A 21,132-nucleotide genomic window follows, 5' to 3' on the forward strand; every position below is an offset into this window, starting at 1 on the left:
CGCCACCCGGACAGAATGACGCCCACGCGCCGTCCAACACAGCATCCGGACGGCGCGTCACATCACAACAGGGCAAACGTTGCCTGATGCGGCACTAGCCGCGGCCGCCCCCGCCACCAGGACCCCGCGCCGTATCGGGATGACCGACGTCGAGCGCCTACAGCAGCGCTTCGCCGAAGTCATTGCCAGCGACCACCGCCACGGCGGACAGCTCAACATCGAAAACCACGCCGTCGCTCTCGCAGACACCGCGCTGAAACTGCAGGAGTCCTGCAGCGCCACCGAACGCGTACGCAGCCACCTCTACGGCTGCGCAGCCGCCTTCCGGTCTTCCGCCATGTGGGCCGCCATCGACGGCCGGCGTTTCGACATCGCGATCAGCCACATGCGGGAAGCACAGGCCTTAGCGGAGATGGCAGGCGACCAGGCGATCAAGTTCCGCATCTGGAGCCACGCCAGCACCATGTACCGGCACATCGGCCGGCCCACGCAGGCCATGGCCGCGAACAACGTCGCCCGCAGCCTCCACCTCAACCGCCGAGACCCCATGTTCGCCTCCCTCGGCCTGGCCCGGCAGATGGCCATCCACGGAGCATCCGGAGACCCGATCGGCACCCGCCGCGCCTACGATGAAGCTCAGAGCGCCATGGACCGCGCCGACCCGGGTGCGGACCGCCCCGTCTGGCTGAACGCCTTCTACGACCAAGCGGAGCTCGACTCGCTCGCCCTGTCCTCCTACCTGGCACTGCGAGACTGGGAAAAGGCCGAGTACCACGCCTATCGCTGCCTGGCCGCACTGCGCCCCCACATGCGACGCTCCAAGGCCATCACCATCGCGCGCCTGGCCCGCGCCCAGCTCGAGCAGGGCGCCATCGACGCGGCAACGGACGCCGCACTCTCCGTAGAGACGGAGGCCGCTACACAACACCCTCGCGTCGCCTTGATGCTGAACGAGTTCGGCGGCCGGCTCAACGTCATCGCACCCACCAGCACGGCCGCAACCACCTGGTACGAGCACGCCCGAACCACCTGGGGGACTGCAGCGTGACGACAGCACAGAGAACCACCCTGATGACCTATACCGACCTCGCCCCGGCCCGAGCAGACCTCATCGCCGCGTACACCGATGTACGGGGGGAGCTACTGCACCTGCCGAACTACACGGTGAGCGCGTTCACCGAGCGCCTGGACCGGCACGGCAGCGAACCAGGGTGGGCCGCCGTCCTGGCCTACACCGACGGTGGGAAGCCGGTGGGCTACGCGTACGGAAACGTCATCGAGGGGGAAAACCGCTGGTGGAAACGAATCTCACCAACCCCGGCCCTCGAGTACACCGCTCAGCCCGTCGTTGCATTGAAGGAACTGGGCGTAACCGTCCCATGGCGGAAGACTGGCACCTCACGGCGACTCCATGACGCGCTACTCGCCGCATACTCCGCCAAGCCCTACGTGTCGCTGATGGTGAACCCCGCCGCCGGCGAGGGAAAGGTCCAGCAGCTCTACGAGTCGTGGGGGTACTGGGGCATCGGCGTCAGTCATCCGGCTCCGCACTCGCCGATCCTGACGGCGATGATCCGTCCGACATCGGGGCATGCAGTGGCACCTTACTGAACGGATCACGCTGGGCGTCCCTGGCCGGCCGCACGTAGACCTCGCGAGGAATGGGAGAAACCTTCGATAAGCGGCCGGCCTCCTCCAGCTCTATACCTAGGCGCGGCCGGGCGCCCAAAGCTGTTTGTCGCACGTGCGGACTAGGGCCCGTATCGAGTCGTGATCAGACTGCCTGCATAAGCCGGTGGCGGGGGGCGGTCAGTGCGGGCATCTCTCGCGGCCGTCTCGGTGCGCACGTACTCGACATCGAGGTGTTCGCCTGCCCGCCGTGCGCAGGTGGATCCTCCCTCAATTCCCGCCCTGGACCGAGGCGTACCTGACCGCCCAGGGGTTCACCTGGAACCCCGAGATCGAGGCATACACCCGCCGGGGCGACTACAGTCTGTCGTCAAAACGTCACGCCCACATCAGCAGTGACGCGAGTGTGACGGCGGCCTGGAAGGAACGGGGCAGTCTTCTCGTAGCGAGTAGCGGTGCGACGCCACGCCCGCATCTCGACCTGTTCTACCGCGCAGGCGCAGCAGCCATGGGCTATCACCCGGCCGACTTCAACCTCGGCCGAACTCTTCAACCGGGTGACGCTCTCAACGCCATGCTCCTGACCGGCAAGCGCCACCCGCACAGCCTGGCCATCCAGGTGCTCCGCAGCAGCCTCACGGCGATAGAGACCGGACGCACTGCCGTGGACGAGGATGCCCTCGTCGTGGCCGAGGGCTGTCCGCGCAGGCCAGCCACGTCGAGGAAGTCGTCCCGGGCGAGCCGGCGGGTGGTGAGTCGGGGCCGCAGGTTGCGCACCGCAGCCAGCCCGGGCCGCTGGCGGGGAGCACCAGGGAGGCATGTTCGCGTTCCTCTACCATCAGTAGAGGAACGCGATAGAGTCGGGATATGACAGCAGATGAGACGAGCATCAAGGTGAGCGCGGCCGCGCGGGACCGGCTGGCCCAGCTAGCGGCTGAGCACGGCACCACCATTCGCAGCATGGTCGAGGACCTGGCGCAGAGCACGCCGACGCAGGCCGAATACGTCGAGCGTGCCGAGCTGGCCCGCGCCGAGCTCGTCTCCGCCCTCGGCAGCGCGCCGAGTCCGGAGGCAGAGGCGAAGGCCCGAGCTCTGCTGGAGCGCCTGGGCGCCGCCTCGCAGGGTCCGCGGGCGGCCGCGTAGTGGCGGCGATCGCGGTCGTCCTGGACCACACAACCGCCGCGGCGCTGTACGACCCGAAGGATCCGTTCAACGAGGCAGTCGCCGCGTTCTACGTCCAAGCCTCCGGCGGACTCGGTGATCTGTATGCGCCGGTACTGTCGCTCACGGCCGGCGACGCCGAGCGGCCCGGCTTGCTCGGCTACATCAAGGGGCTACGGTTCATCCGCATCGAGGCGTTCGACACCGACGCCGCGGTCACCGCCACCGAGCTGCTGCGCTTCGGGCATTCCTGGGCTGCCGTCCACGCCATCCACGCAGCCCGTCCCTCCGCCGCCCACCCCACCGGCCGGTTCCTGCTCACTGTGACGCCGAAGGCATACGCCGGCACCGGCGTCCAGGCTGTCCACCCGGGCCAGTAGCCGTAAGCCGCCCGGCGGCAGTAGACGGTCGCACGAGCCCGCCTGTACCGCCGACACCATCGTCGCTTCGCTCCGAGCCCGGTCCATCACAACCCGACACCACAAAAGCCCACGACTGCTACCCCGGGAGCAGCACCGACGGGCTGGGGCGGGGGTCTCCCAGGCGCACGTCTCAAGTCCGCTCCGGGACGCGCGAGTACAGGCTGCAGTGCTGGCCGATCCGGGCACCGGGCCGGCGACCCAGCACGGCATCGACTGCTGCTGCATCTGCTCGATCTCCGGTCTCCGTGCCGCCGCACCGTTCACGCGGCCCTTCCTGCTCACCGGCGCTCCAGCAGCAGCACGGCCAGCGTCATTGCCGCGATCGCGACTCCGGCCGCCTCCAGCCGAACACCAGGCCGCCGCACAACGCCAACACCATTACCCACAAGGGCATTTCGACCATCTCTCGCGAGCGGAACCCCTCCGCCCTCACCTCTCTGGGCCGAGAACCACCCCCACCGACAAAAAATCTTGAACCGGATTTCGAGCACCGGGCATCGGTCCGCAACCGCCGAAGCACCCGTGCCCGCGGGCCATCTGGCACGTCCTGATGGACGGGCAGCGCGAGCGCCTGGAGCAACTCGGCGTCACACCATTGCCGACGCCGGAAGAACGCTTGTGGCGACCCGCAAAAGCGGTTGTGGCGCCTTCGAGCGGGGCGTTGGGGCCCCTGGCGCAGTATGAGGCGCGAACAGGCTCTGTGACGGGTCCCACGGGGACACGTAGAGACCGTTGTCACCAACGGCGAAGAGCACGCCGTGAAACTGGGAGTCTTCCTGTCCAACACCAAAACCCGCCGCGTCGGCGTCGGCGTCGGCGACGTGAACAGCGCCGTGCGCAGCCGGGATGCGTCCGCGAGCCGCTCGAGGTACTTCAGGCGCTCCGGCGACAGGTACGGCGGGATCGGGGCAACCATCGGGTCCTCCGCGCTCAAAGGGGAACGGTCCCCGCACCTTCCCCGCTCCCGGGTGGCGCCGGGGCCGGGCGGCCAGTCGTCTCCCGGCGCCTGGCACGGTGACTTCCTCGTCCGTCCCGTCGGCCGGTCCCCGGCCGTCACGGCTGGATGCCCTGGCCGGGACCGGGCTGCGGGTGCTGCTGCTCGTGCTCCTGGCGGCGCGGGTCGACCGGGTCGGCGGCCGGGGCCGGGAGCTCCCGGTCCTCGAGGGCGCGGCGGCGGGCGTCGGCAGCGCGGGTGATGGCGGCGAGCCGCTCCAGGTTGGCCGGTGTGCGCATCCACGTCTCCGGGTCGGTCGTGCGGCCCTCCAACTGCTCCGGCATCGCGGCCTGATGGTGGGCCTGTACGGCGGCGGCCCGCTGCGCCGGGGTGAGCGCGGCGTCCCGCCCGGGATGGTCGACGCCGTGCGGCGCCTCAGTGTGGTGGTCGGTGGGTGTGGCGGCCGGCGTGGTGCGGGTGGCGCGGATCGTGTTCCGCACGGCGAGGCTGGCAACCCTGGCCCGCTCGTAGCGGGTGGCGGCCCGCAGCGGCTTGCCGTCGGCGCCGGCGATCCACCAGCGGCCGGGCCAGGCGAAGTCGGCGGTGTAGCTCAGCTGGTCGGAGGCCGAGGTCCGGCGGCCGGGCTGGGGAACGGTGAGCTGGCGGGAGTGGTGGGACAAGGCGCGGTTGGCGATGTAGTCGTCCAGGCCGCGCGTGAACTCCTGGCCGCGCAGGGTCTCCAGCAAGTGCCGACGGGCTTCGGCCAGGACGTGACGGCGGGCGAAGGTGCCGCGCACGGTGAAGACGACCGCGGCGACGTCGACGGCGGCGAGCGCGGTGTCCACCACCGGGTCCACCAGGGCCCGGATCGCCGCACCCGCTGCGCGGCAGCGCTGAAGGAGCCCGTCGACCATCTGCTTGCCGAACTTCAGGAGCGCGGAGGCCCGCCACCATGCGAGCAGCTGCTTCAAGGGGCGTGGGGTCTTCTTCTCGGGGCGGGTGTCCTGCGCCGCCCACCAGGCCAGGCCATGGCGGGCGCGCTCGCCGGGCAGCCGCCCGTGCTTCTCCGCGTACGTGTAGGTGAGGCCCTCCAGAACGTCCTCGATCCGCTGACGGCGGGTCGACGACCAGGCGATCAGCTCGGAGTCGACACCGGCTGTCTCCATCACCGGGCGCAGGCCCGGCGTCACCTCCCGGGGCACCGTCGCCACCCCCAGCTCCTCACACACCTCGGTCGTCATCGCGAGGGTGTAGAGCGTCCCGGCGGCCACCACATACTTGTAGAGGCGGACCGTGTCCAGGGCCCCCCACACCGGCTCGCCGTCGTCGTCCAGGCGCTGCACGCGGTTGAGGACCAGGCAGTGGTCATGCAGGAGCGGGAAGCCGTCCCGGTTGTCGAAGTGCCGGAACGCCGCGACCACGAAGGCCGGGGTCTTCGCGCGGTCGCGGCCGGAGGACCACCGGGTCTCCGCGACCTCATCCTCCAGCCAGCGCAGCGCCTTGGCGATGGCCCGCTCGTGGGCCCGCTCGTGGGCCCGCTCGTGGGCCCGCTCGATGATCCGGCGCGTCCTGGCGTCTCCCAGCGCCCACAGCACGATCAGGGACGCCGGCGGCCGGAAGGTGAAGTCGAGGGCGAGCAACGGAGTCTGCTTGCGGGCCTCGATCTCTTCGATCGGCTGCCCGAGCACGGTGGCCAGCCGTGCCGTGGCCGGGTCGGCACCGTCGTCCAGGAGGTCACGCTCGATGCGGTCGGCGTCCGGGTGCCGGAGCATCCCGAACAGCAGCTCCATCTGCCGCTCGGACACCTCCGCGCCCCCAGTCAGCCCGAGCGCAGCCAGGCCGCGCCCCAACCACCTCCTGGGCGGGAGGCCGGCCATCTCCTGGGCGTCCTTCAATGACTGGCCGACCGGACGGCTGCCGTCTCCGAACGCGACTCCGCGCACGTAGTACCGCCACGCGTTACGCCTCTGAACCTTTGCGACACTGAGCATCCCCACAGAGGACACCCACTCTGACCTGTGGAAAAGCGCGATCCCGTGAGGCGGGACAGTTCACCGGAACTCCACTGCCGATCCTGTACGGCGGGCGCCGACGGCGACACCGAGCCCGTCAGGCGGGCACCCTCGCCGCCCGATCGAGGCCATGTAAATGCTGCGCAACGGCCGAGCTCATTCGATGACCGGGCGTCTATGGCGGGGGCAAACACGGGCTGGTGGCGAAACGCGACCGCCAGGGGTGGGTCCGAGGGGTAGCGACCATGCCTTGCGGACGGTGTCGATCAGAGGTCGGGCGCTGTAGGGCGATATGCCGAGTTCCTGACGTGCGTCGGCCAGTCGTTCAGGGTCGCCGTCCGGGCCGTGCTCAGCTGCCAGTTGCGTGCGGCGCTCAAGTCCTTCAGTGCTGAAGATCTCGAGCAGGGTGAGCGAGAAGTAGGCGTATGTGGAGGCCTCGTCGATGAGCTGGCGTGCGTCGCTGCTGAGGTCCGGATCGGCTGGCACATGCGGTGGGTCGCCGGCGTCCACGGGGCGTGGTCGGGGACCCTCGGTGTAGAAAGCGAACTGATCCAGAGTTCGCAGCATGTCGGCTTCTACGCACGGGCAGGGGTCGCGCAGATAGCCGCAGAGGGTGCGGAAGGAAGCGAGGACGCTGCTGGTGTCGTGGGTCCACAGCTGTTTGCTCAGCAAGGTCCTGAAGCCAGCGAATGTTTCAGCGAGTTCTTCCAGGATGAGGTGGCGGGAGATGTGAGTGAGCTCGTACGACTGCGTCTTGTCCTGTATCTCGCGGAGCTGCAGCCCGTAGCGGAGCAGGTCGCGCAGGATGCCGCCCGACAGGGCATGGGCGAGCATGACGTGCGGGTCTTTCAGCCTTTGGGAGCGCTTGGCGAGGATGGCGCGTGATTCTTTGAGGGTGCTGGGCTGAACGTGGACGATGTCGTCCAGGGAGCTGTCGGTGACGTCTCGGTGTGGCAGGCCCCGGCGGACAAAGGCGGCCCCGACGTCTTCGGCGACCGAGATCAGGTAGTGGACCAAGGGAACGCCAAGGATCGCCTTGATCTCTCGGAGGAACGCCAGGGCTTCGGTATCCGCACCAAGGCGGTCCACTTCGTCGATGGCGATCAAGACGGTCTTGCCCTCTCCGACTTTCTCAGCAGCGATGCACTTGAGCAGTTCGCGGAACTCTTCCACCAGTTCTGGGTAGTTCGGGGGGACTGTGGAGACGGACGTGGTGTGGTTGGTGCCCAGGCTCAGGATCTGGGCAGCGCCGCCGGTCGTCAGGCCGTGGGTGGCCTGCTGGATCGTCTGGAGGCGGAAAAGGTGGTTGCGGCACCGTGTGACCAGTTCGGGTTCTTCCGGCTGCGGGTGCCAGTCTCCCGCCTTCGACACCAGGACTCCGGCGATGATGCCCGCGAGCCGCAGCGGGTTCTCGGGGTCCGCCAGGAGGGTGTGCGTCTGCGGGTTGTCGATGAGATACAGCAGCAGGTACGTCCCCGCAGCGGCGGCCAAGGGGCGGAAGATCTTCTCCAGGGAGACGGGCCACCTCCCGAGGGGGAACTCGACCCCGGAATCGCGAGCCAGGCGCAAGAGCCACCACACGACCATCAACACCCCGGTGTAACCGACGGCCTGGTATAGAGCCTCGGGCTGGGTTCGGTGGAGGTGTCGGACCTGCTGGCGGATCTGTTCGTCCAGCAGCACTGTGGCAGCGGATGCCCAGGCTAGAAGCAGCCCGATGCGCCTGATGCCACGCATCCACAGCCGTCCCAGCATGCGCGGCAGCCAGGCAGCATGCCGCGCCTGCCACCAGGCGATCCCTCCGAAGGTGATGGTCACGCTCGCGACGACTGCGTGGCCGTGCCAGATGGCCATCACGTCGTCGCGGATCGCATCGGTGTGCGTGCGCACGAAGGCAGAGACGGACGTGGCGTACTGCTCATACAGGGAGCGCACCGAGGCAGACAGGCCCAGCACCAGCAGGGCGGCGGCGGGCACCGCGAAGGAACTCCACCGTCCCAGCCGCTTGGCCTGAAACCTCACACGCCGCAACAGCCTGCGCACAGGCGACAACTGCGCGAACTCGGGCGGGTCATAACCCTGGTCGCGCATGTACTGCTCGCACAGTTGCACCGACAGCGACAGCAGGAAATCGTGCGGGGTATAGGTGGCCGGCGCCTGGACGATCACACCGAAGCCGGCCTTCTTGACGCACTGCTCCAGCAGCGTCGTCTTCCCCGCACCCCGCGGACCGCAGACCGCGATGGTTCCGTCCTCGAGATGCGTGAGCTTGCGCTCCAGTTGCCGCCGGGCCCCGTTCTCAACGACGTAGCCCGGTGCTCGAGGCGCGCGCAGGCCCCACTCGTAGTCATCCGGGATGAAGAGGGAGTCGGGGTCGTCACCCAGCATGTGCCGGACCAGATCGGCAACCACCGGGCCGGTGCCTCGCTCCTGCAGGTCTTCACCCCAGCGGGCGGCGCACACCCCCACCTCGAAGCGCTGCACCAGCCAGGCGACGCCCAGCCCTGCAGCGACCAGGCACTGTCTCAGGTTGAACCACGCCCTCGAGCCGCGCCAGAACAGCGTGAACATCACGGCTGCAGCTGCCAGAACCGCTACAAGCAGGGCGAACATTCCGCCGAAGATCAGCACTGCCAGCGCCCCGACCGCGATCAGAAAACAGACCACCCGCCAGTTCCACTGCGTCTCGCGCGCTGCCCTCTCGTGCTTGTTCCGGGCCTCGTCCAGTTTCTCGACCGCTTCGTCAAAGGGGAGAGACGGGCAGCGGATGGTGGCGTAGTGGTGGGATGTGACCGTCCTCATCCGCTCCAGAACCGCGTCCCGGGTCACGCCTTCCCGTTTATCGAGCAGCCGCGCCGTCTCGGGATCGTCAAGCGCGGCCAGCACACACCGGTGGTAGATGTCGTCCTTGTCGCCCCCGCTCAGGAAGTCGAGGACCCTCGCCCCCCATAACTCCACCCAGGCCTGTAACCGCAGCATCCGCCCACCCTTCCCCCGAGTGCAGAACCTGCGGATGCTAACCCCCGAGGCCAGCACGGCGGAGAGCGTTCTCCCGAAGGTGGCGCAGTTTGTGCACACTGAGCGAAGCGCGGGGTGCTTACGTCGTAAGCACCCCGCGCTTCGGTTCTGGGTGACAGGCCTCAGGCCCATAGGGCGGGTGCTTTACGGCGTAAGCACCCGCGATGGATCACCCTTTGAGCAGCTCGATCAGTTTCTCCACCTGCTCTGGCGTCAGGCGGCTGCGGAGGTCTTGCGCCAGGGCCTGCAGTTCGCTGTCTGAATAGACCGTGGCATGTGCGGGCTGCTCCTGTGCCGTTTCAGCGGTCTGCCGAGCAGGGCCGTTCGCGGCGCCAGGCCAGAGCGGTCTGCGCCGCCAGATCCAGCGTCGGCACCACGAACAGCACCAGCCGCGTGGGATTCCTGCTGGACGAGGAGTCCACCCGCGTGCTGCGCAACGCGCGCTACCGCGTCCCCGACAACGCCCGGCGCTACCGCATCCCCGGCAACGGCATCCCGGTCTCCTGCCTGGACCTGATCGAGGACTGACCCACACCTGCGTTCGTGCCGCCCCGCTCGATGAGGCGGCACGAACGCAGGCAGGAATCCGCCCAGCCCATCGGCCGGGCGACCCCACCGCCCGGCCAGCTCTCGAAAGGCCACCATGACCGACCAACAACAGGCACCGCCCTCCGCCGACGACGACCGCCGCGACCGCCCTCTAACCCTTGCCGTGCTGCGCCAGCTGGTCCGCAACGACTGGAGCAAGCTGCCCGGCGACACGCTCGTCGTGCTCTCAGCCGACACGGAAGGCACCGCTACTCGCCCTTCTCCACCTACGAAAACTCGCGATACGCGCCGCTCTCCCCCGCTGACCAGGTCGGCGAGACCTACCCGCTACCCGAGGAACTGAAGCAGGACAAGGAGCTGCGGGAGCTGTACCCGCAGATCCCGGACACCGCCGTTCCGGCCCTGGTGCTGTACCCCCTCGGCTGAGCCGACCCGTGCGGGGCGGGACAAGCGGAAGCGTCCCGCCCCGCGGCCACCAACTCCCGAGCCGGTTTCTGGCTCGGCCTGACGAAAGCGAACCGTCGCCATGTCCGACTCAGCTCACGCACCACAGGAGAGATCCCCGGCGCCCGTGCTGGTCATCAGCGACAGCGCCCACGACGACCCCATCGGCCTGGAGCCCTGCCCGGTCCCCCTACGGCACTTGCCGTCGCCGCTGTTCAACGCCGAGGAGTACCAGCGGGCTCCGCTCGTCCTCCTGGACGACCGCAGCTACACCGGCTTCACGCTGCGCCACATGCCCCACCGCCTGGGCCTAATCATCGTGGGCGCCGATCCCGACGACAACACGGTGTACCACCGGGCCGTGAACCTCGGCGCTGAAGGAATCCTTCGGGCCGAACAGGACCTGAGCTGGCTGCACCTTCGACTGCACTCCGCGACCGACTGCCGCTACGCCCACTGGGATGCGCTCCTGACCGGCGGCCCCGCGGACCCTCCCCCGCCCGCGACCAGTTGACGCGCCACGGCACCGACCGCATGGCCGGACCCCCGTCACCAGAAGGAGTCACCAATGCACCCGATACCTCACCGCTGTGCCCGCCGGCCTTTGGCGGGCGGGCTCGTCGTGCCCTGGGTGTCCCTGATCCACGACGGCCACGCCGCCTTCGGCAGCCTCGACGCCGACCGGGCCCGCACCGCCTTCCTACACCGCCTGTGCCAGATACGCGGCCAGCCGCTCAACGAGCGGTGCTTCCTGATCGTCCGCCCGGCCGACGTAGCCCAGGGCTGCTCCCCGGAACCGGCCTTGCACCCCGAGTGCCTGCCGTATGCCGCCGCGCACTGCCCGATGCTCAACGGCACGGCCACGCACTACCGGCACCGCCCCGTCCTGGCCACCCACCCCGCCGGGCGACCCTGCACCGATCCGTCCTGCCCCTGCCCGGCCCGCACACCCGACGACGGCCACACCGCGCGCAGCGGAAGCCCGGCCGACCGATACGAGGCCTGGATGATCCACACCCGCAGCTACCGCCTGACCGGTGCGTCCGGCCAGGCCGACGTTCCCGCAGGCATCAGCCTCGACGTACCGATCCTGCGCAGACGCGTCCTGCGTACCGCCCACCTCTCGGCCGACCAGGAGCGCCTGATGGGCCTGGTGCGCAGCCTCCTGGACGGACACCTGTGACCTCCACCCGCAACGTCGTCCCTTGGTTGAAGGAGCCTTCTGTGATCACGCCCGATCCCACGACGCCCGAGGGCGAAGCCATCATCAAGCTCCACGAGCAGATGGCCGAGCTCCGCGAACGCACTGACGAGTGGCCCGGCGCCGACACCGTCGACATCCTCGACAAGTGGCTCGCCCTCTTCGACTTCACCAGCCCGGTGAAGCGGACGCGGCTTGTCGCCGGCAGCGTCTGGGTGCTGCGTCGCGAGGACCGCCACGAGGACGACGTGACGATCTGGAGCGACGAGGACTCCGCGCTGGCGGCACTGGCCGAGCACGTCCGCAGCAGCTGGGACAACGTGCAAGGAAACGACGGCATCCCGGACCTCCCTCCCCTGGAGGACCGCTTGGCCGTCGACCTCTACTACGGGCCGCGGTCCGAACGGTCCGACGAGGACTACTGGCTGTACGGCACCGACGTCGGCCGGTGCGTGCGCACGGCGCCCGCGTCGCACGACTTCCGTTTCCCGGACGAGAAGGTCAGCGCCCAGATCAACAGCGCGGCCCTCTTCCACGCGCCAGCCGGCCCCGACGGTGAGGGGCTGCCGTGCATCGAGATCGCGGGGGTCCTCGTCTTCGCCTACCTGGACGCCGGCATGCAGGCGGTGCGGGTCTCGGTTCACCTCGACACCGCCGATGAGCTGGTCATCCAGCCGGGTCAGACGGTGCCGCTGCACGTGCAGGTCGAGGACTCCACGGTATTCAGTGCAGGCGCCGTCCTGACCCGGCCGACGGGTGGCGGGAGGCGTCAGTGGCTGCGGGGGCTGAGCCACCGAATGCCGTGGCGCAGGGGGGATTGACCCACCACTGAAATACACTAGTATTTGAGCTAGAAGGTGTTCGCATGGCCCCGCTCATCCCGCACGTGTTGTCCGGCACCGTCAGCAGCGACGTCGAATGCCGCTTCACCGAAACCGGTCTCGCCGTCTGCCGGTTCCGCGTCACCGCGACGCCGAGCCAATGGGACGCCGCCGCACAGACATGGCGGGACGGAACCCCGGTCCCCTATGTCTGCACGGCCTGGCGGGACCTCGCCCGCAACGCCACCGAGTCCCTCACCCCCGGGGTCACCGTCCTGATCACGGGACGCATCACCGAGATCAGGGACAACTCCATCTACCTCAGCGTCGACGACCTCGGCGTCAGCCTGCGCCAGCGCATCGCCTACACCGAAACCAGCCTGCCCAGCCCAGCCGCCGCCGCTCCCGTCGCCCCACCCCCGACCCCTCAGCCCGCAGCACCGAGCGCACCCCGGGCCGCCACCAGGCAGCCGGGCAACCCGCCCGCCTGGTGGGACAAGCAACGGTCCTCCGGCTGGTCCGAGACCGACACCTCCGCCGCCGACGGCACTCCCCTTCACGTCGTCCGCTGAGACTCTCCCCCTTCTTCCCCTTCACCGCCCACCTGGCGCGGCACCGGTTCGCCTGCCGGTGCCGCGCCCTGCCCGAAAGGCCGCCATGCCCACAAGCACGCTGTCCGAGCGGGCCGCCCGCGCCGCGCTGGCCGCCCACTTCACGCCGGATCAGGTCGCCGCCGACCTCGCCCGCTACTCCCCCGCCGACGTCTGGCAGCTGCGCGAGCGCCTCGACGGCAGCGGGCGACTGGCCCAGTACAGGCCGCGCGCCGAGCTCGACACCGCACAGCTGACCTGCCGGTTCATCATCCCGTCGGACGAGGTCTGGCCCACAGCCCTGGCCGACCTCGGACCGGACTGCCCACTGGGGCTCTGGGTCCGCGGAAGCGACCAACTGCCCCAGCTGACCGGCCGCGCCGTGGCCGTGACCGGCAACCGCAACCCCACCAAGGGGGCCGGGCCGTTGGCGCCGAGGAACAGCCGGCGGCGGGCCCGGCACGGCCGGTGCCGCGCAGCCGTCGGGGTGCCGGGCCGCGCTCGCTCCCGCCAAGCTGAGGGGCCGGCCTGTGACGGTGGGGCGCGGGAAGGGGCTGGCACGGAGCTGCCCGGTGTGCCTGGGATGGCTGGTGGTGCACTGGTACAGGGTGTGCGACGGGTGCCGGCCCTGGGCGAGGAAGTACCCCGAGCGCGGGGTGTGCCCGCGGTGCCGACACGAGGCACACCTCAACACGGACGGGCTGTGCAAGCCGTGCCTCATGGCGATCCGAGTTGAGGAAGACGCCGAGTGGGCTTTGGGCCTGGAGGAGGCGCGGCCTCGGCCTGTCCAGCTCACCGTCGGCGGCATGTATGGCGACCGGTCGGCGTCGGCCCGGCCGCTGCGCCGCCCCACCAAGAACGGACTGAGTATCGGGGTCGAGTGGTGGACCAAGCTCCGGCGGCAGCGCGCCGCTCCCGCCGGGCCGCCGGTGCTGGAGCCGCAGGTACGCGGTCAGGTCCCTCTCTTCACCGTGCCCCGGGCACTGAGCGACGCTACGGTCAGCGCGATCGTCGGTCGGCCGGTCGCCGGGTGGGAGGAGGCCCGGCAGGTGATCGAGGCGATGGCGGCCGAGCACGGATTGACCGCGGGCTGGCGCAGCAAGGTCGCCGAGATGGTCCGCCTCGCCCTGGCCGTGCGTGAGGCCGAAGGCGCCGAGCGGCTGCCCGAGGCCATGCTGCGGGACCTGCCGACCAACGGGGACGCGGTCCGCCTGATCTTGCTGCGGGTCGGGCTATTGGACGAGGCTCCCGAGCCCATGCGGTTCTCCATCTCGGACCAGCCCGCCCGTACTCCGTACATCACCGCTCCGGCTCCGCTGCCGCCCCGGGCGCCCCGCCAGTGCGCCGACTGCTACGCCTGGATCCCCGCCGGTCGACGGGCAGGTTTCGTCTGCGATCCGTGTCGGCACTGGCGGGAGCGGACGGGGCGAGGCCGGTGCTGCCGCTGCGGCCGTGACGGACTGGCCCTGCGCAACGACCGTTGCCGCAGCTGCCACCCCTACCGCCTCATCGACCAAGCCCGCCCGGCCTCCCGGCGGTTCACGCAGCTGGTGATCTCACTGCCGACCGGCAAGGGCGGACCGTTCGAGGCGTTCCCGGTCGGCGACGGCCAGGCGCCCGACTACGACGAACGACGGCCAGCTCTGCACACGAGCCGCGGACAGGAAGCGCTGTTCACCAGCCGCCGCGACTGGGCCCCGGTGCTGGCCCGGCTGCGGAGTATGCCTTCGGGCGATCCGCCGCTGACCGAGACCGCCCAGTGCCTTCTTGAGGAGTTCACCCGCCATCGACCGGGGCAGCGGACGGACTACCGGAAGAACACCCGCACGCTCACGATCCTCCTGTACTGGCTCGGCACCGAAACGGCCGTCTTCGAACGCGACGTGCACGACCTAGCCAGGATCGACGTGAACCTCGCGGCCAAGCCCGTCTGCCAGTTCCTGCGCACCCGAGGCCTGTTGGTGGAGGACCCGAACCTGCATCGGGACGCGTACCTGGCGTGGATCGAGTTGACCCTCACCGCCCTGCCGGAGCCGGTCGCGAGCGAGGTGGGCACCTGGGTCAAGGTCATGCGCGAGCAGGGCCGCCACGAAGGCGAGCCCCGCGGCTACGACGGCATCCGCCGCTACCTCACCACGCTTCAGCCCACCCTCACAGCCTGGACCACGACGGCTGGCGTGAACTCACTGAGGGAGATCACGAAGGACCACGTCGAGAACGCCGTGGATGGCCTGTCCGGCTACGCCCGTCGAGGACTGGCCACAGCCCTGCGCAGCCTGTTCCGCGCGCTGAAGCGCGAGCGAGTGGTCTTCCGCAACCCCGCCCGCACCTGCCGGTCGGCGACCTCAACGGCATCCCGAGGTCCATCCCTTCCGACCTCCTGATGGGGCTGCTCGACCAGGCGGCGACGCCGCTCGGTCGCCTCGTCGTCGCCTTCGCTGCCATCCACGCACTGCCCGGAATCGAGATCCGAAAGCTGCACACCACGGGCCTCGATCTCTCCCGCGGCACCCTCGAAGTACGGCGCGGCCTGCTGCGGCACACCCTCTACCTCGAGGAGCTCACCCACCAACTCGCCGCCGACTGGACTACCTACCGCCACCAGCGATGGCCCGCCTCGGCCAACCCCCACCTGCTGGTCAGCCAGAAGACCGCGGTCGACCCCGACCACCCGGCCGTCAGCATCGGCCTTCTAAGCGGAGCCCTTCCCCGCGGGCTGACGCTGAGCGGTCTGCGACAAGACCGCATCCTGAACGAGGCGTCCGAAAGCGCCGACCGCTCAAACTGATGCGCCTGTTCGGCATCACCGAGCAGACCGCCATGCGCTATGTCACCGCGGCGCACCCCGAACGCACCACCAAGATGCCTCGGTAAGCCGCGCTAGGGTCTTTCGTTTGGATCATCGTGTGACGCTGCGATATGGAGTCCGGCCAGGTAGATCGCGCCAGGCCATTTTCCCGTGTTCACGGCTGCTCCCTCGTGTCAGGGGAAGCTTGGCGGTGGGTCTTTGCGGAGAAGCGCGTTGATCTGATTGCCGACGTCGACAGTCAAGGGCCCTGGGCAGTGCAGGCGTAGTTGTTCGGCGAGGGTGTGGCCGTGGAGGTCCGCAGCGGTCTCGATGAGCTGGCAAAGGGCGGCAGTGGCCGTGCGGGCTCGGATCGTGCCGGTGGTGACCACGGCGATGCTGATGAGCAGAGCGGGCCACCAGCAGATGCCGAGTAAGCCGTAGAGGGTGGCCCATCCCATGAGGCTGCCGGCGGCTGTGTAGGCGGTTTGGGCAGTGGTGAGGTCGGCGCGCAGGGATTCGGGGAGCACGGTCCATAAGCGGGGCCACGCAAGGGCGATGTCCAGTCCGTAGGCACGGCGGATGCGGATCGCGTTGTCCCGCCATCGGTCGCCAATCCACGTAGGGAGCTCGGGGAATTCAAGGCTGATGGCGTCTCGGCGAGCCAGCGCTTCGGCGATGCCAGGCCCCGCGACCACTATGGGCAATGCGGTGGTGACGCCGGTGGCTGGGGGGAATGAAGAGTGTGCGCTGCTGCGGAGGGCCTCGCCTATCAGCGTGTTGACCTGGTTGTCGGCGGAGCGCCATCGGTTTTGCCGCCAGATGGTGAGCCGGCGGGCGGGTGGCCACCGGCCGCGGGTGGTCCAGAGGCGGCGTACCAGCATGCCCAGCGCGGTCGCTACCAATCCGGCGGCGGCACTGGCTAGCAGGAGGCCCGCGAGGAGGACCACGATCACCACCGCGGGGTGACTGTCGTCTGCCCACGGGGTGATCCTGTCGGCCAGGACGTGCGGGCTCAAGGCGTGACTCCACCCGAGTTGGGTGGCGAGGAGAGCGGTGGACACCCACAGCAGGCCGGGGAGGACCAGGACGGTGACCCAGCGTTCGGCTATCTTCTTGCCGAGTTCGCCAAGAAACGTGTTCATCCGCTGATCACCGTGACGGGTGTCAGCGGGTCCTGCGTCAGTGGACACACCGGGGTTGCGGTGCTGCCCGGTTCGAAGCGGCCACACGGGCGCGGGTGAGGGCATCGCCACACATGGGCGGTGCGCACGCCTGCGGTCACGTCCGGCAGCGGCTGAAATTGGCGGTCCGTGCTGGTGATCCCGTCCACTCCGACGGCGGCGGCGGCCTCCTCCACCGCGTCGAGCAGTTCTGTCAGCAGGGCAGGATCGCCGCCGTCGCGGACCGCGCCGACAAGCGACTCCCACTGCGTGCGGGTGAAGCCGGCGCCGTGCAGCACCGCCTGCAAGCCCGGGTCGCCGGCCATGCTCAGACATAGTTGTTCAACGCGTTCTGACACCATGATTCCTCCCCTGCCGCGCGGACGGCTGTCTATCATGCCCGTGGGCGTGGATGCCTCGCCACGAGACGCTGCCGCAGGCGCCGCGGGGTTGGAAGGCGGGCGCTGAGTCACCGTCATTTCTTCCTGCGGCCAGCGTGAGTCTCGGGTGAAATCTCGCTACAGAGACACCGGCGCTGGCGACTGTATGGGAGGGGCTCATGGCCAGGGACAACGACCAAAGAACCCCATGGTTGGCGGCATTGGTCAGGAAGTATGACAGGGCGGATGCCATGGGCTCGGTGAGTCGCTGCGAGAGCACCGGGGACGTCGTCGGTCTCCAGCATGCCGCTGCGCGCTTACGCCACATAGCTGCCAGTACCCCCTCATCAGATGCCGCTGACAGAGCCGCAGCGCTCAATGACTTGGGTATCGCTCTGCAGGTCCTTTTCGAGCAGTGCGGGGACCAGGCGGCACTGGTAGAGGCGGTGCAGGCTGGCCGGGACGCGGTCGGCGCCACCCCACCTGACCACCCGAACTGGACCCTCTACATGAACAACTTGGGTGCTGCACTGGGGTACTTGTACCAATGGGGCGGTGACCCGGTCGTGCTCGAAGAACAAGTGCAGGTCCTCCGGGAGGCCGTCGGCATCACCCAGGTGAGCCACCCCCACCGCGTCATGGTCTTGAATAACCTCACCATCGCGCTACGGAGGGTGTTCGAGCGGGAGGACGATCAGGCTGCGTTGGAGGAGGCGGTGCAGGCCAGCCGGGAGGCTGTTGGAGGCGCATCGGCCGACGACCCCAATCGAGCAGCGTGCCTGAACTCTCTTGGCACCACTCTGCTGAAACTATTCGAGCGGGGCGGCGACCAGTCCGTGTTGGAGGAGGCCGTCCAGGCCGGTCGCGATGCGGTGCGTATCCCGTCCAACCAGGCCAGCCGTGCCATCTTCCTGAACAACCTCGGTTACGCCCTACGAACCCTCTTCGAGTGCGCTGGGGACCAGGCCGCGCTGGTAGAGGCGGTGCAGGCCGGCCGGGAGGCCGTCGACGGCACCGCGCCCGATCACCCCAATCGAGCTATGTACCTGCACAATCTCGGCGTCGCCCTGCTGAGATCTTTCGAGCGAGGCGGTGATCAGGCGGTGCTGGAGGAGGCCATCCAAGCCAGCCGTGACGCGGTGCGCGCCACGCCGGAGCGAGGCGGTGATCAGGCGGTGCTGGAGGAGGCCATCCAAGCCAGCCGTGACGCGGTGCGCGCCACGCCGCCCGACCACCCCGACTTCGCCATGTACCTGAACGCCCTTGGCATCTGCCTGCAGACTCTGTTCGAGTGGGACGGTGATCAGGCCGTGCTGGCAGAATCAGTGCAAGTGGGCCGTGACGCGGTACGCGCCACCCCGCCCGACCACCCCCGCCGAGCCATGCATCTCAACACCCTCGCCATCAGTCTGCAGAGCCTGTACGCGCGGGGTGGCGATCTGGCACTGGGAGAAGAGGCCGTGCAGGTCGCCCGCGATGCGGTGCGCGCTGTCCCGTCCGACCGTCCTGACCGGGCCATGTTCCTGAACAATCTCAGCATCGCTCTGCAGAGCCTTTTCTGGCGGGCCGGCGATCCAGCAGTGGGCAAGGAGGCCGTGCAGGTCGCCCGGGAAGCAGTCAAAGCCACCTCATCCGATCACCCCGACCTGGCCTCTCGCCTGAGCAGCCTCGGCAACGCGCTGCGAAAGCTCGGTGATTGGGACGGCAATCAGGCCGTGCTGAAGGAGGCGGTACAGGTCGGCCGTGACGCGCTCCACGCCACCCCGCCCTACGCCCCCTACCGAGCCCTATACCTGAACAACCTCGGCATCAGCCTGCAGTGCCTGTACGAGCGGGGTGGGGACCCAGCAGCGTTAGAAGAGGGACGAAGCTGTTGCGCCAGTGCTGCCAGCATCGTGTCGGCACCGGTGGCTACGCGGGTATCCGCATCACGGCTCGCCGCTCGCTTGGACCTCCTCGCGGGCGAGCACGACCACGCCCTGGAAATGGCAGAGTTGGCCGTGGAGCTACTGCCTCAGCTGGCTCCTCACGCTCTCGCCCGAGCTGACCGAGAAAACCGGATCGTCAACATGTCCGGATTGGCCTCGGCAGCGGCGACAGCGGCCATCGCCGCAGGCCGTCCGGAACAAGCCGTGGAACTGCTCGAGCAGACGCGGGGCGTATTGCTCGCTGACACGCTCGACGCCCGCAGTGACCTGACCGACCTATGGGACCGAGAACCCCGCCTCGCCGCCGCGTTCGAGGACATCCGAAAGGCGATCGAGGCCGCCGACCATGCCCCCGACAGCGTCGGCGTCTCCAACGCCCAGGCTCTGGGCCGCCCTGGTGGGGCAGGCGGAGTGGACCACCGAGATCTGGCCGCCCGGCGGGCCGATCTGCAGCGACGTTGGACCGATCTGCTGGGGCGCATCCGCGAACGGCCCGGATTCGACGGGTTTCTGCGGCCGCCCCCGATCGACCAACTCCGCCAGCAGGCCGCTGACAATCCCATTGTGTATGTCACCGTCCACGATGAGCGCGGCGCAGCGTTGATCGTCGTCGACGACCCCAGCCGGCCGGTACGCGTCATCGACCTGCCTAACCTGACCGAGTCCGCCGCAGCTGCGCACATCGACCTCCTCAGTACCGCCCAACACACCGCCTTGGACGGGACACGTCCCGCACGCGAACGGAGCGCTGCCCAGCGGCAGATCCTCGGCGTTCTGGCCTGGCTGTGGGACACTGTCACCGAACCTGTTCTGCAGCATCTCGGCCACACCACCACCCCGCCCGACGACGGCCCGTGGCCCCGATTGTGGTGGTGCCCCGTGGGAATGTGCACCTTCCTGCCCCTGCACGCCGCCGGACACCACATGCCCGCCAGTCGCGCCGACACCGTGATGGACCGGGTGATCTCCTCCTACACCCCCACCATCCGCGCCCTCGCTCACGCCCGCGCCTCTCGCCTTCGGGAACGACTCGCCGGCGCCTCCGCATCGACCATGCTGATCGTGGCTGTGCCTGACGCCCCCCAAAGCAGACCACTGCACAGTGTGCCCGAGGAAGTCGAACTCCTCCGCAGGATGGTCCCCGGAGCGACCATGCTGCCGCCCCAGGGAACGCAGGCCACCCGTGACAACGTCGTATCAGCCCTACCGAGCCACCAGATCGCACACTTCGCCTGCCACGGCGTCGCCGACTGGGCCGCTCCCGCCAATAGCCGACTCCTCCTGCACGACCACCTCGACAACCCTCTCACCCTCGCCAGGATCGCCCGGCTTCGCCTCACCCACGTGGACCTGGCTTATCTGTCCGCGTGCAGCACGACCGACACCGATCCCGACCATGTCGATGAGGCCACCCATATCACCGCCGCATTCCTCCTTGCTGGATACCCCAGCGTCATTGGAACCCTCTGGCCCATCAACGACCGCGCAGCGACCGCCATCACGCACGACATGTACGCCTACCTCACACGCTGCGGCGCCACGCCACCGGACCCCGCCCTCGCCGCCCAGGCTCTCCACCACAGCACACGAAAACACCGAGACCGCTACCCCGCAGTCCCCACGCGCTGGGCCGCCCATATCCACACGGGCACCTGACAGTCGAGCCGTCCCGTTTCCAGGGGCGGTTTGGTGACGCCGACCTACTCGCAACCGCCGGGGACAGACCGCCGGTGCCGGGATGGCTGGGGGCAGTGGCGGCTGGCTGAGCGCACGGCCGTCAGCCGGCCGTGGCAACGTCCACCGAGGGGCGTTGTAGGCGGCGCGGGCGGCCTACCTCAGCCATGTGGTCGACGGCCCACTGCCGCAGCGCCCTGACGGGCTCGCGCAGAATCTGACCGAGGGCAGTTCTGGTGGCCGACGGCCGCTACCAGCCCTTGGCGTTCGTCCTGACCGTCGGACAGGCCGGTGATGCACCCGCCTTCGGGTAGACCCACTGGAGCCACATGACGAGCAATACCGAAACGGACGAGCACACCGACCGCGGGATCTTCAGCGATGAAGATGCCGGGTCGACGGACCCCTTCTACGGATCCGA

The 21,132-nt window shown here is 69.1% G+C and carries 14 protein-coding genes and 1 pseudogene; 11 read left to right on the forward strand and 4 right to left on the reverse strand.

Features of this window, described 5'->3' with window-relative positions; genetic code table 11:
* The first annotated feature begins 139 nt into the window (after positions 1-139).
* From ADL25_RS44615 to ADL25_RS44630, 4 genes are all read left to right on the forward strand, one after another.
* Entirely contained in the window at positions 140-1,048 is a 909-nt protein-coding gene (locus ADL25_RS44615) for a hypothetical protein (protein WP_059133713.1), read from the forward strand.
* Positions 1,045-1,611, forward strand: a complete 567-nt coding sequence (locus ADL25_RS44620; RefSeq protein WP_059133714.1) for a hypothetical protein — start codon at positions 1,045-1,047, stop codon at positions 1,609-1,611. The genes ADL25_RS44615 and ADL25_RS44620 overlap by 4 nt, the downstream gene beginning before the upstream one ends.
* Before the next feature lie 885 nt (positions 1,612-2,496).
* Complete coding sequence (locus ADL25_RS44625) at positions 2,497-2,772, forward strand: hypothetical protein (RefSeq protein ID WP_059133715.1); 276 nt, start codon at positions 2,497-2,499, stop codon at positions 2,770-2,772.
* The gene (locus ADL25_RS44630) at positions 2,772-3,170 is read left to right on the forward strand and encodes a hypothetical protein (RefSeq protein ID WP_059133716.1); all 399 of its coding nucleotides are present in this window, start codon (positions 2,772-2,774) and stop codon (positions 3,168-3,170) included. Before ADL25_RS44625 ends, ADL25_RS44630 begins: the two co-directional genes overlap by 1 nt.
* Positions 3,171-4,265: 1,095 nt before the next feature.
* Here ADL25_RS44630 and mobF read toward each other — a convergent pair.
* Positions 4,266-6,137, reverse strand: a complete 1,872-nt coding sequence (mobF, locus tag ADL25_RS51750; protein ID WP_079051047.1) for a MobF family relaxase — start codon at positions 6,135-6,137, stop codon at positions 4,266-4,268.
* A gap of 177 nt (positions 6,138-6,314) precedes the next feature.
* A complete protein-coding gene (locus ADL25_RS44640; protein ID WP_059133717.1) occupies positions 6,315-9,137 on the reverse strand; it encodes a hypothetical protein in 2,823 nt (940 codons plus the stop codon).
* 432 nt (positions 9,138-9,569) lie between these two features.
* Here ADL25_RS44640 and ADL25_RS51755 point away from each other — a divergent pair, with 432 nt between their 5' ends.
* From ADL25_RS51755 to ADL25_RS44675, 6 genes and pseudogenes are all read left to right on the forward strand, one after another.
* Positions 9,570-9,704, forward strand: a complete 135-nt coding sequence (locus ADL25_RS51755) for a hypothetical protein (protein WP_267889308.1) — start codon at positions 9,570-9,572, stop codon at positions 9,702-9,704.
* Positions 9,705-10,251: 547 nt separating this feature from the next.
* On the forward strand, positions 10,252-10,683 hold the full coding sequence (locus tag ADL25_RS44650) for a hypothetical protein (protein ID WP_079051048.1): 432 nt from the start codon (positions 10,252-10,254) through the stop codon (positions 10,681-10,683).
* A gap of 54 nt (positions 10,684-10,737) precedes the next feature.
* The gene (locus tag ADL25_RS44655; protein ID WP_199839321.1) at positions 10,738-11,352 is read left to right on the forward strand and encodes a cell envelope biogenesis protein OmpA; all 615 of its coding nucleotides are present in this window, start codon (positions 10,738-10,740) and stop codon (positions 11,350-11,352) included.
* A gap of 41 nt (positions 11,353-11,393) precedes the next feature.
* Entirely contained in the window at positions 11,394-12,191 is a 798-nt protein-coding gene (locus ADL25_RS44660; protein ID WP_059133720.1) for a hypothetical protein, read from the forward strand.
* 44 nt (positions 12,192-12,235) lie between these two features.
* Complete coding sequence (locus ADL25_RS44665; protein WP_059133721.1) at positions 12,236-12,763, forward strand: single-stranded DNA-binding protein; 528 nt, start codon at positions 12,236-12,238, stop codon at positions 12,761-12,763.
* A 590-nt stretch (positions 12,764-13,353) separates the two neighbouring features.
* A pseudogene (locus ADL25_RS44675) lies at positions 13,354-15,655 on the forward strand (hypothetical protein).
* A 108-nt stretch (positions 15,656-15,763) separates the two neighbouring features.
* On the opposite strand, the gene ADL25_RS44685 reads toward ADL25_RS44675, so the two are convergent.
* Entirely contained in the window at positions 15,764-16,711 is a 948-nt protein-coding gene (locus ADL25_RS44685) for a hypothetical protein (protein ID WP_059133724.1), read from the reverse strand.
* The gene (locus tag ADL25_RS44690; RefSeq protein WP_059133725.1) at positions 16,708-17,055 is read right to left on the reverse strand and encodes a hypothetical protein; all 348 of its coding nucleotides are present in this window, start codon (positions 17,053-17,055) and stop codon (positions 16,708-16,710) included. The genes ADL25_RS44685 and ADL25_RS44690 overlap by 4 nt, the downstream gene beginning before the upstream one ends.
* Positions 17,056-17,492: 437 nt before the next feature.
* Between ADL25_RS44690 and ADL25_RS44695 the strand changes: the two genes are divergently transcribed.
* Positions 17,493-20,693 carry a CHAT domain-containing protein gene (locus tag ADL25_RS44695; RefSeq protein ID WP_159045164.1) on the forward strand — a complete coding sequence of 1,067 codons (3,201 nt, stop codon included), beginning with the start codon at positions 17,493-17,495 and terminating at the stop codon, positions 20,691-20,693.
* Positions 20,694-21,132 lie beyond the last annotated feature (439 nt).

It is taken from the genome of Streptomyces sp. NRRL F-5122 (genome assembly GCF_001507435.1).
Taxonomy (GTDB): domain Bacteria; phylum Actinomycetota; class Actinomycetes; order Streptomycetales; family Streptomycetaceae; genus Streptomyces; species Streptomyces lannensis.

What these genes read in the sequence shown, in the direction of transcription:
- ADL25_RS44615 (WP_059133713.1), top strand. Translation starts at nt 140, where the DNA reads ATGACCGACGTCGAGCGCCTACAGCAGCGCTTCGCCGAAGTCATTGCC.
- ADL25_RS44625 (WP_059133715.1), top strand. Translation starts at nt 2,497, where the DNA reads ATGACAGCAGATGAGACGAGCATCAAGGTGAGCGCGGCCGCGCGGGAC.
- mobF (WP_079051047.1), bottom strand. Translation starts at nt 6,137, where the DNA reads ATGCTCAGTGTCGCAAAGGTTCAGAGGCGTAACGCGTGGCGGTACTAC.
- ADL25_RS44640 (WP_059133717.1), bottom strand. Translation starts at nt 9,137, where the DNA reads ATGCTGCGGTTACAGGCCTGGGTGGAGTTATGGGGGGCGAGGGTCCTC.
- ADL25_RS44650 (WP_079051048.1), top strand. Translation starts at nt 10,252, where the DNA reads ATGTCCGACTCAGCTCACGCACCACAGGAGAGATCCCCGGCGCCCGTG.
- ADL25_RS44655 (WP_199839321.1), top strand. Translation starts at nt 10,738, where the DNA reads ATGCACCCGATACCTCACCGCTGTGCCCGCCGGCCTTTGGCGGGCGGG.
- ADL25_RS44665 (WP_059133721.1), top strand. Translation starts at nt 12,236, where the DNA reads ATGGCCCCGCTCATCCCGCACGTGTTGTCCGGCACCGTCAGCAGCGAC.
- ADL25_RS44685 (WP_059133724.1), bottom strand. Translation starts at nt 16,711, where the DNA reads ATGAACACGTTTCTTGGCGAACTCGGCAAGAAGATAGCCGAACGCTGG.
- ADL25_RS44690 (WP_059133725.1), bottom strand. Translation starts at nt 17,055, where the DNA reads ATGGCCGGCGACCCGGGCTTGCAGGCGGTGCTGCACGGCGCCGGCTTC.